The following is a 15,141-nucleotide window of genomic DNA, read 5'->3' on the forward strand; positions in this document are numbered from 1 at the left end:
AACATCGCCGCACGCGGTGTCACAAGCTGGGCAGTGAGTCACGCTGCCTGACGCGGACCAGACCGTCGAAGCCACCGACGGCGAGGAGCTGCAAGTTCAGTCCTTCAGGGCTGAGAAGCTGACAGTGATTCGACGAACAACTCGGCCTCGCGCTCGCCCATGCCGGTCTCGCCGCGCACCAGATAGACCGCCTGCTCCGCGCGGCCGGCGGCCTTGAGCTCGCGCACGCGGGTGGCCAGGTCGGGGCCCGCGGCACCGGGATGCGGCAGAGCGGTGGGTTGGGCGGGCTTGAACCGGGTCATGGCGGGGTGGCTCCACAGGTCGTGTCCCATGGCCACGCCGTCGACGGTCATCTTGGCGTCCCGCAGGCTGAGCCCGGTGTGGCGGCGCAGCTCCTTGATCGCCTCGATCTTGCGTCCCGTGCGGACCAGGCCGGTGACGAGCTCATGCAGCCCCTGCGGGGTAGGCATGGGCGTCGGCATGGGCATGGGCACTTGGTTGCCCTTCCTGGCGGCCATGACGACCCCGATGACGATCACCAGGATCACCGCCAACAGGATGGCGACGATCAGCAGTTCCACGGGTCCGATGTTCGGCATGTGCGGCATCGTATGACGGATCCGCGCGAGCGGTACAGGTGCGAGGGGCGGAGGCGGGGCACCCGTGGGCGATTCCCCCTCCGCCCCCGCTCCTCGCTTCCTGCGAGTCTCGCCGGACCGTCAGAGGTCCAGGACCAGGCGGGGTGACGACGAGCGGCCGACGCAGATCATCATTGTCCGGCCCGCCTCCCGCTCCTCGGCGGTCAGCAGCGAGTCGCGGTGCTCGGGCGTTCCCGCGAGCACCCGGGTCTCGCAGGCGCCGCAGTATCCCTTCTCGCAGTCGTAGGAGAGGCCGGGGGCGACCTCGCGGATCGCCTCGATGAGGCGCTGGTCGGGCTCGACCCGCACGGTCCGCCCCGTCCGGGCGAGGTGGACGTCGAAGGCGGTGTTGGCCGCCGGGTCGAAGAGCACCTCCGGGGCGTCCCCGGCGGTGAAGCGCTCGACGTGCAGCCGGTCGCCGATGCCCAGGCGCTCGCAGACCCGCTCAACGGCCTCGATCATCCCGGACGGGCCGCAGCAGTAGATCGCGGTGGCCGGCCCCGCCGAGGCCAGGATCGCGTCCAGGTCGGGAAGGCCGAACTCGTCCTGCGGCACCAGCTCGGCGCGCTCGCCCGCGCACTCCACCAGTTCGTCGCCGAAGGCCATGGACGCGCGGGATCTCCCGCCGTAGACGGCGCGCAGGGGGCTGCCCCGGCGGGCGGCGGCGCGGACCATGGCCAGGATCGGGGTGATGCCGATACCCCCGGCGACGAACAGGTAGTCCTCGGCGGCCACCAGCGGGAAGTGGTTGCGCGGTCCCCGTACGCCGACGGTGACACCCTCACGGGCGATCTCGTGCATCTCGGCCGAGCCGCCGCGGCCGTTCTCCTCGCGCAGCACCGCCACCCGGTAGCTGTCTCGCTGCCCGGGGTCGCCGCACAGGGAGTACTGCCGGACGCGGCCCGACGGCAGGCGGAACTCCAGGTGCGCGCCGGGCTCCCAGGCGGGCAGTTCGCCGCCGCCCACTCTGGCCAGGGTCAGCGCCAGCACACCGTCGGCGACCGGCTCGGCCCGGGTGACGACCGCCTCGAAGGAGGCGGCCTTGTTGAAAGGAGAGGTGAAGGCCGGCTGGGTGCCGGGCGCGGATCCGGCACCCAGCCGGGGTCCCGGTGGGAAGATCGCGGGGATCGCGTCCCAGCCGGACTGGTTCCCCCGCGTGGGGTAGGCGACGAGCCCGTCTTCGAGCACCTGGAATTCGGGCAGCCTGGTCAGCACCTGGGTGATCATCTCGCGGAACATGGCGCGGGCCAGGTGAGCGCCGGCGCAGCGGTGCGTGCCGATGCCGAAGCTGAGGTGCCTGGTGGCGTCCCGGTCCAGGCGCACCTCGGCGGGGTCGGGGAAGACGGCCGGATCGTGGTTGGCGGCGACCCACGGGATCAGCACGCGCTCGCCGGCCCGTACCGGGCACCCGCCGATCTCGGTGTCGGCGCGTACGGTGCGCGCCATGGACTGCGAGGGGGCGAACGCCCGGAGGAACTCCTCGGTGGCCGTGTCGAGCAGGTCGGGCGACTCGATCAGGCGGCGCCGCTGCTCGGGGTGGCGGCTCAGATGCACGAGGACGCTGCCGGTCAGCGACGTGGTGGTGTCGACACCGCCCGCGATGAGCAGCCCGATCACCGACACCAGTTCGTCCTCGCCGTACGGGGTGCCGTCGGGACGGTGCTGTGCGGCCAGGACGCTCGTCGCGTCCGAGGCGGGTTCGGCCCGGCGTAGCCGGATGATCTCGCGGATCCGCCGTTCCATGTAGGCGAGGCCCTCGGCGCCCCTGCGGGCCCGGTCGCTGTCGGCGGGCGCGGCGAAGATGTCGTGGATCGGCCCGGCCAGCCGGGCCCAGTCCTCCTCGGGGAAGCCCAGCCAGTCCAGGGTGACCGCGGCGGGCAGCGGATTGGTCAGATCACGGACGAAGTCGGCCGAGCCGTGCTCGATGAACGCGTCGACGACGCGCGTGGCGTGCCTGGCGATCATCGGCCGCAGCCGGTCGACGGCGTCCGGGGTGAGCAGGGGGTTGATCAGGTCGCGGTACTCGGTGGCCTGTGGAGGGTCCAACTCGATCGGGTACTGCTCCAGGCCAGGCCCGCTGGGGATGACGATCGCGACCCGGTCCTCGCCCGAGGAGGCCCTGGAGGAGGAGAAGGTGTCGTCGTCGCGGGCGATCCTGGTCACGTCCGCGTAGCGGGTCGTGTAGACGAAGCCGCCGTGGGCCGGGGTCCGGCCGACCGGGCACTGCTCGCGAAAGGAGTCGTAGTAGGTGACCGGGTCCGCGGTGCACGCCGCGGAGTGGTGGTCGAAGTCAACCTGCTGGGTCATGGCGCACAGGCCCCATATCCATACGAACGATGCGCGGTGTTGCCCAGCCGCGCCACTGGGTGTCTGGGTGCCGGAAGTCTACTCACGTGCGGATCACGAGACAATGTCTCGCATATCGCAGCGATGTCACATGGTCTCCGGCGAGGACCGGGAGCTCAGAAGGTCAGGACGGCCTTCGCGGTCCTACCGGCGCGCAGGTCGGCGATCGCCTCGTTGATCCGCTCGAAGGGGTAGGGCGTCATCATCCTGTCCACCGGGAAGCGTCCCGCGACGTACAGATCCAGCAGCCTGGGCAGGAACACCTGGGGGAGACTGCTGCCGCCGATGATCCCGGTGACGGTGCGCCCGTTGAGGATACTGCGCCAGTCGAAGCTCATCTCCTGGCTGGGGCCGACGCCGATCACGCCGCACCGGCCGAGCGGGCCGAGCGCCTCGACGGCGGTGCGCAACACGTCCTGGCAGCCGGTGGTGTCGATGACGAAGTCGAAGCCGTGCGGTGCGATCTCGCGCAGCGCCTCGGCCGAGTCGGAGACGGAGGAGTCGACCGTGTGCGTCGCGCCGTAGGAGCGGGCGGCCTCCAGCTTGGCGGCGTTGACGTCGACCGCCGCGACGACCGAGCAGCCGCTGATCCCCGCCGCGATGATCGCCGCGACCCCCACCGCGCCGGCCCCGAAGACGGCGATCGAGGAGCCGGGGGACGGGCGCAGCACGTTGAACACCCCACCCGCGCCGGTCTGCAGGCCGCAGCCGAACGGGCCGACATGGGTCAGGTCGATGTTCCTGTCAATGGGGACGACGGCGCGCTCGGTCGCCACGACGTGCGTGGCGAAGGACGACTGCCCGAGGAAGTGGCCGTTGACCGGCGCGCCGTCCAGGGAGAGCGCCGAGGAGCCGTCGGGCCGCCTGCCGCCGAAGTTGAGGGCGTCGAAGCTCCGGCAGTAGGCGGGGGAGCCGGTCAGGCAGAGGGAGCAGGCGCCGCAGGAGGTGAAGCTCATCGCCACGTGGTCACCGGGGGCCACCGAGGTCACCCGCGAGCCGACCCGCTCCACGACCCCGGCGCCCTCGTGGCCGAGCACCGCGGGGGTGGGGAAGAAGGTGGCGAACTCCAGGTCGGTACCGCAGATGCCGGTGCTGCTCACCCGGACCAGCACCTCGTCGGGACGGGGCTCTTCGAGTTCTGTCTCCCGGAGGGCGAAGGACCCTCCGGAGGCCTCCAGAACGGCGGCGGTGATACGCACGGATCCTCCACAGCTATTTTCATAAAACGAGATGGCATCTTGACATGCAGAACAAGGGGGGTCAAGGATTCCGACATGGCCGAACTTGTGATCCCTTCCGCCCAGCAACTGATCGACGGAGAGTGGGCAGCCGCTCGTGACGCCGGCGAGCTCGACATCGCCGACCCCGCCACCGGCCAGACCATCCAGACGGTGGCCTGCGCGGGCCGAGCGGACGTGGACGACGCCGTGCAGGCCGCCCGGCGGGCCTTCCCCGGCTGGGCCGCGACCTCGGCCTCCGAGCGCGGCAGGCTGCTGCGCCGCTGGTCGGAGCTGATCGGTGAGCATGTCGAGGACCTCGCCCGCTTCGAGGCCCGAGACGTCGGCAAGCCGCTGTCGGGTGGCCGGATGAACATCTTCATCACCCAGGGCATCATCGAGTACTTCGCGGGCGCCGCCGACAAGCTGACCGGCGTGACTCTTCCCACCCGCACCCCCGACTACCTTGGCTACACCCTGCAGGAGCCGTACGGCGTCTGCGCGGTCATCATCCCTTGGAACGTTCCGGCAGTGCTCACCGCGGCCAACGTGGCCCCCGCGCTGGCCGCGGGCAACACGGTGGTGCTCAAGCCCTCGGAGGTGGCGCCGCTGGCGCCGTTCGCGCTGGCGGAGCTGGCGCGGCGGGCCGGTTTCCCGCCGGGCGTGCTCAACGTGCTCGCCGGAGTCGGCGCCGACGCCGGTGCCGCGCTCACCTCACACCCCGGTGTGAACCACATCAGTTTCGTCGGCTCCACGACCACCGGCCGTGCGATCATGCGGGCCGCGGCGGACAACCTGGTCCCGGTCAAGCTGGAGCTGGGCGGCAAGTCGCCCAACGTGCTCTTCGCCGACGCCGATCTCGACGTGGCGATCCCGGCGATCGTGGGCTCCATCACCGAGAACGCCGGGCAGAACTGCTACGCGGGGTCGAGGCTGCTCGTCGAGGCGTCCATCAGGGACGAGGTCGTGGAGCGGGTGGCGGAGTCGATGCGCGCCGTGCGGATCGGCCCGTGGGACGCCGACCTCGACATGGGGCCGCTGGTCAACGAGGCGCAGTACCGCCGGGTGCTCGGCTTCCTGGAGAGTGCCCCCGCAGAAGGCGCCCGCCTGGTCACCGGGGGTGGCCCCGCGCAGCGGGCGGACGGCGGCTGGTTCGTCCAGCCGTCGCTCTTCGACGGCGTGGACCCGCGCTCCCGGCTGTCCAGGGAGGAGGTGTTCGGCCCGGTGCTCGCGGTGCAGGAGTTCTCCGGCGCCCGGCAGGCGGTGGAGATGATGAACGACACCGACTTCGGCCTGCTGGCGTGCATCTGGACGAGCGACGTCTCCCGGGCGCTGCGCCTGGCCCAGGAGGTGCGCTCGGGGCAGGTCTCGGTCAACCAGTTCGCCGACGCCGGGGTCATCGGCTTCCCCTTCAACATGCAGAGGGACAGCGGCTTCAGCCGTGGCGGCGGATACGCCGCCATGCGGGAGTACACGCAGGAGAAGGCTGTCGCGGTACGCCTGCTCGACCGGTCGCCCGTGGAATGAACGTGGCAGTGACGGAGCGGCTGTTAAATGGCAGCGTTCCAACCTGCACATATTCACGCCACGCGGCACGCATGTAACAAGCATGTGACGCGCGGGGCAGTTGGCTCCGGAGGCATTGACACGCCTATCGGAGCGGCGGCAGAGTACGACGCATTGCGGGCGATGAATCACAATGCGAGATGCCATCGTGAATAACGATCGCTTGGAGGGTTAGAGTTGCGAGCACTGGTCCAGACGGCCTTCGGAGGTCCGGAGGCGGTGAGCGTTCAACGGGTCGCCGACCCCGAGCCCGGTCCGCTCGACGTGGTCGTCCGGGTCGGCGTCTGCGCCCTCAACCGGCTCGACCTGCTCCAGCGGCGCGGCCCCGGGGTGCTCCCCGGCTTCAGCCTGCCGCACATCGCCGGCATGGACATCGCCGGCCACGTGGCGGCGATCGGATCGGCGGTCACCGGCCTGACGGTCGGAGACCGGGTCGTGGTCGATCCTACGGTGGGTTGCGGATCGTGCCCGCACTGCCTGGCCGGTGACCGCGGCCACTGCGCCCGGCTGCGGGTCATCGGCGGGAACATGCCGGGCGGCTACGCCGAGTTCGTGGCGGTCCCCGCCAACCTGGCACACCCGGTGCCGGACCACGTCGACCTCGACGAGGCCGCGGCGCTGCCCACCCCGTGGAGCACCGCCTGGAACGCCACCTACGCCGTCGGGAAGGTGACCGCCGGCGACTGCGTGGTGATCCAGGGCGCCGCCGGCTCCGTCAGCATCGCCGCGATCCAGCTGGCCAAGCGGGCCGGTGCCCGGGTGGTGGCCGTGGCCGGAAGCGACGAGAAGCTCGCCGTCGCGGCCGGGCTCGGTGCCGACCTGCTGCTGCGCAACGACGCCCCGATAGCCGACGCGGTCCGCGACCACACGGGCGGCAGGGGCGCCGACGTCGTCCTCGATCACGTGGGCGCCGCCACCTGGCGGCACTCCCTGAGCTGCCTGCGGATCGGCGGCAGGCTGGTGACCTTCGGCAACACCAGCGGGGACCAGGTCTCCCTCTCCCTCGCCGAGATCTACCACCGAGGGCTCCGCCTGCTGGGCGCCGGCGCCTACACCCCGGCTGACTTCACCGCCATGCTCGACGCGTACTTCGCGGGAGGCATGCGCACCCTCCGCGCCGCCGAGTGCGGCCTGGAAGACCTGCACGAGAGCTTCGGGCTGGAGCGCTCGCGCGATCTGGTCGGCAGAGTGCTGGTGCGGCCATGACGGGGGAGCGGGCAGCGCGGCCGGATCGAGCGGGGCATGACGCCGCTCTGCTGATCGTCGGCGGGGACGTGGTGACGATGTCGCCGCGTCGCGAGGTGGTCACCGGCGCCACCGTCGCCGTCGCCGACGGGCGCATCGCCGCGATCGGTCCCGCCGCCACCCTGCGGAAGGACTTCCCCGGCGCGGCCGAACTCGACGCGGGCGGCTGCGTCGTCATCCCGGGCCTGGTCAACGCCCACCAGCACACCACCGCCGACCCGCTGGTGCGCAGCATGATCCCGGACGACATCGACTCCCAGGAGTCGATCTTCGACTGGATCGTCCCGCTGCACGGCAAGGTCACCGGCGACGACGACGAGCTGTCCGCCACCCTGACCGCCGCCGAGTCGCTCCTGCGCGGGGTCACCACCATCCTGGAGCCGGGCACCGTCGCCCACCCGCTGCGGGTGGCGGCGGGGCTCCGGGCGGCCGGCATCCGCGGCCGGGTCGGCCGGTGGGGCTGGGACGTGCCCGGCGCCCTGCACGCGCTGCCCGCGGCCGAGACCCTGGCCCTGCAGGAGGAGACGGTACGCGCGCTGCCGCCAGGCGGGACCGTCACCGGCTGGGTCACCCTGGTGGGGCACGATCTGGCGAGCGACGAGTTGTTCACCGGCGCCGCCGAGCTGGCCGAGCGGCTGGATGTCGGTCTCACCTGGCACATCTCGCCGGGCGAGGCGGACGTCCACGCCTACGCGCGGCGCGCGGGCAGGCGGCCGGTGCTCCACTTCGGGCAGCTGGGTGTGCTGGGCCCGAGGCTGGTGCTCGGCCACGCCGTCTGGCTCGACGACGCGGAGCTGGACGCCCTCGTCGAGACGCGGACCGCGGTGGCATCCTGCCCCGGGGCCTACCTGCGCCTCGGCCAGGGCTACACCCGCGCCGGCCGGCACGCCGAGCTCGTACGCCGAGGCGGCAGGGTCGCCCTGGGCTGTGACTCCCACAACGCGGGCGACGTGCCCGATCTGCTGCGTGCCGCGTGGCTGCTGACCGCGCTGGAGCGCGACCGCGACGTGCGGCCCGTCCTCCGCGCCGACCAGGCGTTCGCGCTGGCCACGATCGACGGCGCCGCCGCGGTGGGCCTGGGCGACCTCGTCGGCTCGATCGAGGTCGGCAAGGCCGCGGACCTCGTGGTCCTGGACACCGGGGACCCTGTCTGGGCCCCGCGCGGTGACCTCGCGACCCACCTCGTCTGGGGCGCCCCGAGCCACACGGTCCGAGACGTCCTCGTCGACGGTCAGGTGGTCGTGCGCGACCGCCGGATCACCACCGTCGATCTCGAAGCCCTGTCGGAGGAGGCGCAGGCACGGTCCGCCGCGCTGCTCCGCAGGACCGGAATCGACGTTCCCCACCGCTGGCAGGCCCTGTCGGCGGAAGAATACATCCAAGGAGTACGCGGATGAGGATCATCGATCTCGCAGACAGGACGCCGGCGCAGAAGCAGGGACTGCTCTCCCAGCTCGTCGTGCCGCGCCCGATCGCGATGATCACCACGCTGGACGCCAAGGGCGGCGTGAACGTCGCCCCGTTCAGCTACTACATGCCGGTCTCCGGAGAACCCCCGCTCGTCGCGGTCACGGTGGGCTCGGTCAGGGAGGCGACGGACGAACCCAAGGACAGCTGGGTGAATCTGAACGCCTCGGGCGAGTTCGTGATCAACGTGACCACGACCGCCCTGGCCGACCACATCGAGACGGTGGCCAGGGAGTATCCGGCCGGCGTCGACGAGGCCGGCCTCGTCGGCTGGCGGACCGTGCCGTCGCAGGTCGTCCGGCCCCCGTCGCTGGCCGACAGCCCGGCGCACCTGGAGTGCCGGGTGCGCGAGGTCATCGACCGGGGGGACTCCTCCTCCTGCTTCTCGGGCGTGCACATCGTGCTGGCCGAGGTGGTCTGCATAACGGTGGACGAGTCGATCATGGCGTCTCCCACCAGGATCGACCCGACCAAGGTGCACGCGGTCGGCAGGATGGGCTTTCCCTGGTTCGTCGCGGCGTCGCCGGAGTCGATTTTCAGCCAGGACCGCATCGCCTACGCCGATCTGCCGGGTGGCGAGGAGGTGCTCGCCTGACCCATCGCGCAGGCAGGGGAGGGGCTCCGCTAAAGCCCGCACCCCGCCGGCGACCAAGATTCATCCCCCACTCGCGCACCGTGGGCGGTGCGCGAGCATTCAGATCGAGAGGATCGTCATGGCCGCATACTATCGAAGGGGCCGGGCCACGGCCGCACTGACCGCCTGCCTGAGCGCGCTGGCGCTCGCCGGGTGCGCGAGCAACGATGCCACCGCGCCCCAGGCCACGGCCCCCGCCCCGGCCGACGCGAGCGCGAAGACCGAGGGCGGCAACGTGCTGCCGGGTCAGCCGGACATCAACGGCGACGGCAAGGTCGTCATCGGGGTGCTGAGCCCGGGTGACATCAACGACAAGGGCTACTACCAGAGCTTCGTCGACACGGCGGACGCGTTCGCCGCGGAGAAGGGCTGGACGATCATCAAGCGCGGCAGCGTCAACACCAGCGAGGCGCTCAACGCCGCGCGGGCGCTCTGCCAGCAGAAGGTCGACATGGTGGCCCTCGGCGCCTCGGAGCTCCGGGACGCGATCCCGGCCTCGGAGGAGCCGGTGTGTGCGAACACCGCCTGGTACGTGCCGTCCGCCGACAACATCCTGCAGACCCCGAAGATCATGCTCTCCACCGACCGGGCCGACCAGAGCATGCTGGCCGCGGGGTACGCGGCGGGCCTGATCATGAAGGACAACGGCGACACCAAGGCCGGGTTCGTGACCGGCCCCGAGGCCGACTTCACCGTCACCGCGTCCGCCGCGTTCAAGGCCGGCATCCGGCTGGTGATTCCGGAGGCCACGCTGACGACCACCTACAGCGGAGACCTCAACGACTCCGCCAAGGCCAAGGAGGCCACCCAGGCGCAGATCAGCCAGGGTGCCAAGGTCATCTACCCCTACCTCGGCGGCGCCACCGACGCGGCGGCGGAGCTGGCCAACGCCAACGGGGTCCTCACCCTCACCCCCGGTACCGACCGGTGCGACTCCACCAAGCCCAAGTTCGACATCTCGGTGCTCTTCAGCCCCGGAGACTACTTCAAGGCCGCGCTGGAGGAACTCGCCGCCGCGAAGCTGCAGATGGGCGTGGAGAAGGTCTGGACGCTCGGCGTCGACCCGTTCCCGACCGTCAAGATCTGTAACGGGACCCCCGAGCAGAACGAGAAGCTGAAGGCCTTCATCGCCGACGTCGGTAGCAAGAAGATCGACACCACGGAGACGGTGAAGAGGCTCGGTTCCTGAGATGACAGAGGACGAACGGGCGAGGGAGCTCACCCCGCCATCGGCGCCCGCGCTGCGGCTGCGGGGAATCAGCAAGAGCTACGGTCCGGTCGTCGCCTGCGACGCCGTGGATCTCGCCGTGCACCAGGGCGAGATCCACGGTCTGCTCGGTGAGAACGGGGCCGGAAAGTCGACGCTCATGAAGATCCTGCTGGGCCTCGTCCAGCGGGACGCCGGGACCATCCTGCATCATGACGGGCCCGTCGACATCGGCAGCCCGCAGGAGGCCGTGGCTCTCGGCATCGGCATGGTGCACCAGCACTTCAGCCTGATCAATCCGCTGACGGTCTGGGAGAACGTCATCCTGGGGGACACCGGGAAGATCGACAAGGCCGCCGCCTGTGACCAGGTGCGGGACGTCTCCCAGCGCTACGGCCTGCCGATCGACCCGCTGGCCAGGGTCGAACGGCTCTCCGCGGGCGAGCGGCAGCGGGTCGAGCTGATCAAATGCCTGCGCCGGGATCCGTCGGTGCTCATCCTCGACGAGCCGACGTCCGTGCTGACCCAGGCGGAGTCGGCCGAGCTGTTCGGCGTGCTGCGCCACGTGGTCCGCTCGGAGAACCGTGCGGTCATCCTGATCAGCCACAAGCTGGCGGAGATCACCGCGGCCACCGACCGGGTGACCGTGCTGCGCAAGGGGAGGGTCGTCTTCCAGAGCGCGACCGCGGAGACGGGGCCGCAGGAGCTGGCCCGCCAGATGGTGGGCAGGGAGGTCTCCCTGGGCAGCGAGGCCGCGGCGCTCGGCCTGCTGCCGGTCGATACCCCGCGGACGGGTGAATCCGGAGCGGGTAAAGCGGAGGCCTCGATGGCCGCGCTGCGGCTGCGCGGCCTGACCGTCACCGTCGACGGGGTGCGTGTGCTGTCCGACCTCGACCTGGACGTCGCCCCCGGCGAGATCGTCGGCCTGTACGGGGTCGAGGGCAACGGCCAGTCGAACCTGGGCGACGTGCTGTCCGGGCTCGTCGTCCCGGACGCCGGGTCTGTCGAGATCTCCGGCAGGCAGGTGGACCTGAACCGCCCGGGGGCGCTGCACGCGGCCGGACTCGGCATCGTGCCGGAGGACCGGCACGCATCCGGGGTGGTGCTGGACATGAGCGTCGCCGAGAACCTGGTCATGAAGTCGCTGAACGCCGTGAGCGGCCGCGCGTTCGTCAGCCGCAGGAAGACGCATGAGGTGGCCCGCCGCCTGGCGGCCGAATTCAACATCGTCACCCCGTCGATGGACACCCCGGTGCGCAGCCTGTCGGGAGGCAACCAGCAGCGGGTCGTGCTCGCCCGTGAGCTCTCGGCGGGACCGCTCGTGCTGGTCGCCGCGCAGCCCACGCACGGGCTGGACGTGGGGGCCATCGAGGACATGTACCGGCGATTGCGCGACGTCGCGTCAGGAGGAGTGGCCGTGCTGCTGATATCCACCGAACTGGAGGAGGTCATGGCGCTCTCCTCCAGGATCGCGGTGATCTCCTCCGGGAAGATCACCGGTGTGCTCTCCACCGGGGAGGCCACGGCCGAGCGGCTCGGGATGCTGGTGGGCGGGGTGGCCGCGTGAACGAAGTCCGCGAGGACCTCCGCCAGGACTCCCCCCAGAAGCCGGGGCGAAAGTCCCATCCGGCTCCCGGCACGGACGACACCTCCGGGCGTCGCCTGCTGGCCTTCCTCACCCCGAGTGCGGGCGGCTGGCAGACCGGCCTGGCGACCGCCGTGGGCGTGCTCGTGGCGCTCTCCCTGTCGTCACTGCTGATCGCCGTCACCGGGGGATCTCCCCTGGCGTCGGTGCAGGCCCTCTTCCAGGGCAGCATGGCCAACTGGACGGCCTGGACCTCCACGCTGCTGTACGCGGCACCGCTGCTGCTGGTCGCCGTGGGCGCCTGCGTCAGCGCCCGATCGGGCACGTTCAACATCGGCCAGGAGGGCCAGGTGCTGATCGGCGCCCTCTTCGGGGCCTGGGTCGGCCTGCGCCTGGCGGTCCCGGGGCCGCTGCTGCTGGTGATCGTCCTGTTGACCGCCTCGCTGGCGGGCGGCGCCTGGGCGGCCCTCAGCGCGCTGATGTACCGGATCCGCGGCGTCAACATCGTGGTCAGCACGCTCCTGATGATCTTCATCGCCCAGCAGGTCGTCGCGTTCGCGGTGAACACGCCGTGGCTGCTGCAGGAGTCGCGGATCGGGGATGCCATCGTCTCGCCGCAGTCCAACCCGCTGCCGGCCGGCGCGCTGCTCGGCTCGATCGGTGAGTACCCCAACCTTCAGGTCAACGGGGGCCTGCTGCTGGCGCTGGTCGGCGCCGTGGTGGTCGCGGTGGCGCTCGCCCGCACCCGGTGGGGGTTCCGGCTCACCATGCTCGGCCTCAACCCGCTCGCCGCCAAGCACGCGGGGGTGCGCGTCAACGCGCTGGGCGGTATGGCGCTGGCCATCTCCGGCGCCTTCGCCGGCCTGGCCGGGGCCGTGCTGCTGGCCAGCCCGGTGGGAGTCAACCGGCTTCAGCCGGGCATAGCGATGAACATCGGCTGGGACGGCATGCTGGTGGCCCTGGTCGCGCGTAACCGGCCGCTGCTGACCGTACCCGTCGCCCTGCTCTTCGGCGTGCTGCGTTCCGGCGGCGGCTTCCTCGCCGCGACCGGTGTGCCCCCGTTCCTCGTGGACGTGGTCAAGGCCCTGCTGGTGCTGGCCTTCGTCGCTCCGCCCGTCATCGTCGCCATGATCCGGCGTCGCAGGGCCGGTGTCCGTACCGCGCGCGCCGAGCACCGGCCCGCGCCCGTCGCAGAGGGGGCCGCGCTGTGATCGCCGTAGACGACATCTCCACCATCCTGTCCAGCGGGATCAGGCTCACCGTTCCACTGGCCTTCGCGGCGTGCGGGGAGTACCTCGCCGAGCGGGCCGGCGCCATGAACATCTCCGTCGAGGCGATGATGCTGGGCGCCGCGTTCGGCTCGGTCGCCACGGCCAGCGCCACCGGCAGTGCCACCACCGGGCTGGTCGCGGGCGTGCTGATCGGGCTCCTGATCGGGTTCGTGCACGGCAACCTCTCACACCGGCTGGAGATCAACACCTTTGTGATCGGCCTGGTGCTCAACGCCCTCGTGCTTGGGCTGACCAGTTACCTGATCACGGTCAGCTCGTTCGAGTCGCACCAGGTGTCGCAGGTCAGCATCCCCTGGCTGCGCGACATCCCGCTGATCGGCCACCCGCTGTTCGTCGAGCGCTGGCCGGTCTACCTGCTGATCGTCCTCATCCCGCTGACCTGGTGGCTGGTGGAACGCAGCAGGTGGGGCCTGGAGCTGCGAGCGGTCGGCGAGCAGCCCCAGGCCGCCGACGTCACCGGTATCCGGGTCAACCTGCGCCGCCGCCAGGCGCTGCTGTGGTGCGGCGCGCTGGCCGGGCTGGGGGGCGCGTACCTGGCGGTCGGCGAGGTCGGCTCGTTCAACCAGAACATGACCGCCGGGCGCGGGTACATCGTCATCGCGGCGGTGATCTTCGGTGCCTGGCGGCTGCGGCGGACCCTGATCGGCTGCGCGCTCTTCGGCCTGGCCGACGCCATGCGCCTGGCGCTGCCGGCGCTGGGCCTGACGATGAACTCGCAGCTGCTCGTGGTGGCGCCGTACCTGCTCGCGCTGCTGGCGATGCTGCTCTTCGCGAACCAGAACCGTGAACCCAGGGCGCTCGGCCAACCGTTCGAACGGGGATCTACCTGACGACCGGGCCGAGCCCCGATGACCACCCGCAGTGAAACACACGATATTTGGAGGAATCAATGAGTGATCTGACCCAGGCGAGATGGACTCATGTCGCGCTGCCCACCGGCGACCTCGACAAGGCGATCGAGTTCTACACGTCGCTGACGCCGCTGGTGGTCGTCGAGCGGTTCCGCGACGCCGACGGTGAGAGCGCCTGGCTCTCCAACGACAAGCAGGTGGAGACCCCGATGGTCCTGGTGCTCGTCTCGTTCAACAAGGACAAGGGCGGGCAGCTGGGGCTGCTGACGCCGTTCGCGCACATCGGCATCGAGGTGCCCGAGCGCACCGACGTGGACGGCATCGCCGAGCGGGCGCGCGAGCTGGGCTGCCTGCACTGGGAGCCGCGCGACATGCCCGACCCGGTCGGCTACATCTGCGCGCTGAAGGACCCCGACGGCAACGTCATCGAGATCTCCCACAACCAGCAGGTCTTCAACACGGTGCGCAAGCTGTGGGCGAACCCCTCCTGAGCGGACAGCTCACCCGGGCCGCGGTCGCACGGTACGTCGAGGCGCTCAACGCGCACGACGCCGATGCGGTCGCGGCCTGCGTGAGCGAGGACTTCGTCAACGAGCACACCTCGGCCCTGGGGCGGAGCGTGACCGGCAGGCACGGCTACCGTGCCAACCTCACCGGCTTCCTGGCCGACTTCGTGGACCTGCGCTACGAGGTCGAGGACCTCCTCGTCGAGGGCGACCGGGCGTCGCTCGCCTACCGGATGTCGTTCCGGCTGGCCTCGGCGGACGGCAGGCCGGTGGTGGTGCGCGGGGTGTTCAGGTTCCGGGTCGACGCCGACGGTCTGATCGCGCACCGCACCGACTACTGGGACAGCGGCGAGGTACGGCGACAACTCGACACCCAGCCCTAAACCCCCTTTAGGTCGATCAAACCAATAAAGGCTCCCAAAGCATCAGTAAGGGCTTAGGTAGGCCGAAATGACCCTCAGGGGCCGGGGGGGGGGGGGGGCGGGGTTCGCTGGCCCGGCCCGTCCGGTGGTTTCTCGATTCTAGTGAGACTCTCTAGAATCGGCTACGATTTTGCCATGGGACCTACTGCCGTCATCACCGGTGGC

General features: G+C 70.9%; 13 protein-coding genes. 10 read left to right on the forward strand and 3 right to left on the reverse strand.

The annotated features are described in order from the left end of the window. Positions 1 to 104 precede the first annotated feature (104 nt). From ABZU75_RS40510 to ABZU75_RS40520, 3 genes are all read right to left on the reverse strand, one after another. Positions 105 to 599 (reverse strand): hypothetical protein, encoded by a 495-nt coding sequence (locus tag ABZU75_RS40510; RefSeq protein ID WP_355566795.1) that lies wholly within the window; start codon positions 597 to 599, stop codon positions 105 to 107. 120 nt (positions 600 to 719) lie between these two features. Beyond that, positions 720 to 2,945, reverse strand: coding sequence for a cytochrome P450 (locus ABZU75_RS40515; protein WP_355566798.1), 2,226 nt, complete (start codon positions 2,943 to 2,945; stop codon positions 720 to 722). A gap of 155 nt (positions 2,946 to 3,100) precedes the next feature. After that, complete coding sequence (locus ABZU75_RS40520) at positions 3,101 to 4,183, reverse strand: NAD(P)-dependent alcohol dehydrogenase (protein ID WP_355566801.1); 1,083 nt, start codon at positions 4,181 to 4,183, stop codon at positions 3,101 to 3,103. Positions 4,184 to 4,258: 75 nt separating this feature from the next. Between ABZU75_RS40520 and ABZU75_RS40525 the strand changes: the two genes are divergently transcribed. From ABZU75_RS40525 to ABZU75_RS40570, 10 genes are all read left to right on the forward strand, one after another. Beyond that, the gene (locus tag ABZU75_RS40525; protein ID WP_355566804.1) at positions 4,259 to 5,728 is read left to right on the forward strand and encodes an aldehyde dehydrogenase family protein; all 1,470 of its coding nucleotides are present in this window, start codon (positions 4,259 to 4,261) and stop codon (positions 5,726 to 5,728) included. A 258-nt stretch (positions 5,729 to 5,986) separates the two neighbouring features. Next, the gene (locus ABZU75_RS40530) at positions 5,987 to 6,973 is read left to right on the forward strand and encodes a zinc-binding dehydrogenase (protein WP_355566807.1); all 987 of its coding nucleotides are present in this window, start codon (positions 5,987 to 5,989) and stop codon (positions 6,971 to 6,973) included. Then, on the forward strand, positions 6,970 to 8,409 hold the full coding sequence (locus tag ABZU75_RS40535; protein ID WP_355566810.1) for an amidohydrolase family protein: 1,440 nt from the start codon (positions 6,970 to 6,972) through the stop codon (positions 8,407 to 8,409). The genes ABZU75_RS40530 and ABZU75_RS40535 overlap by 4 nt, the downstream gene beginning before the upstream one ends. Next, the gene (locus ABZU75_RS40540) at positions 8,406 to 9,074 is read left to right on the forward strand and encodes a flavin reductase family protein (protein WP_355566813.1); all 669 of its coding nucleotides are present in this window, start codon (positions 8,406 to 8,408) and stop codon (positions 9,072 to 9,074) included. The genes ABZU75_RS40535 and ABZU75_RS40540 overlap by 4 nt, the downstream gene beginning before the upstream one ends. Positions 9,075 to 9,192: 118 nt before the next feature. Next, positions 9,193 to 10,302: a BMP family ABC transporter substrate-binding protein gene (locus tag ABZU75_RS40545; RefSeq protein WP_355566816.1), complete on the forward strand. Its 1,110-nt coding sequence runs from the start codon at positions 9,193 to 9,195 to the stop codon at positions 10,300 to 10,302. Between the two features lies 1 nt (position 10,303). Beyond that, positions 10,304 to 11,887, forward strand: a complete 1,584-nt coding sequence (locus ABZU75_RS40550) for an ABC transporter ATP-binding protein (protein ID WP_355566819.1) — start codon at positions 10,304 to 10,306, stop codon at positions 11,885 to 11,887. Then, positions 11,884 to 13,116, forward strand: a complete 1,233-nt coding sequence (locus tag ABZU75_RS40555; protein ID WP_355566822.1) for an ABC transporter permease — start codon at positions 11,884 to 11,886, stop codon at positions 13,114 to 13,116. The genes ABZU75_RS40550 and ABZU75_RS40555 overlap by 4 nt, the downstream gene beginning before the upstream one ends. Next, positions 13,113 to 14,027 carry an ABC transporter permease gene (locus ABZU75_RS40560; RefSeq protein ID WP_350928600.1) on the forward strand — a complete coding sequence of 305 codons (915 nt, stop codon included), beginning with the start codon at positions 13,113 to 13,115 and terminating at the stop codon, positions 14,025 to 14,027. The genes ABZU75_RS40555 and ABZU75_RS40560 overlap by 4 nt, the downstream gene beginning before the upstream one ends. 59 nt (positions 14,028 to 14,086) lie before the next feature. Beyond that, positions 14,087 to 14,539 carry a VOC family protein gene (locus ABZU75_RS40565; protein WP_350928602.1) on the forward strand — a complete coding sequence of 151 codons (453 nt, stop codon included), beginning with the start codon at positions 14,087 to 14,089 and terminating at the stop codon, positions 14,537 to 14,539. Continuing rightward, the gene (locus ABZU75_RS40570) at positions 14,521 to 14,937 is read left to right on the forward strand and encodes a nuclear transport factor 2 family protein (RefSeq protein ID WP_355566827.1); all 417 of its coding nucleotides are present in this window, start codon (positions 14,521 to 14,523) and stop codon (positions 14,935 to 14,937) included. The genes ABZU75_RS40565 and ABZU75_RS40570 overlap by 19 nt, the downstream gene beginning before the upstream one ends. Positions 14,938 to 15,141: the final 204 nt, after the last annotated feature.

The organism is Streptosporangium sp. NPDC005286, from assembly GCF_040607515.1.
Taxonomy (GTDB): domain Bacteria; phylum Actinomycetota; class Actinomycetes; order Streptosporangiales; family Streptosporangiaceae; genus Streptosporangium.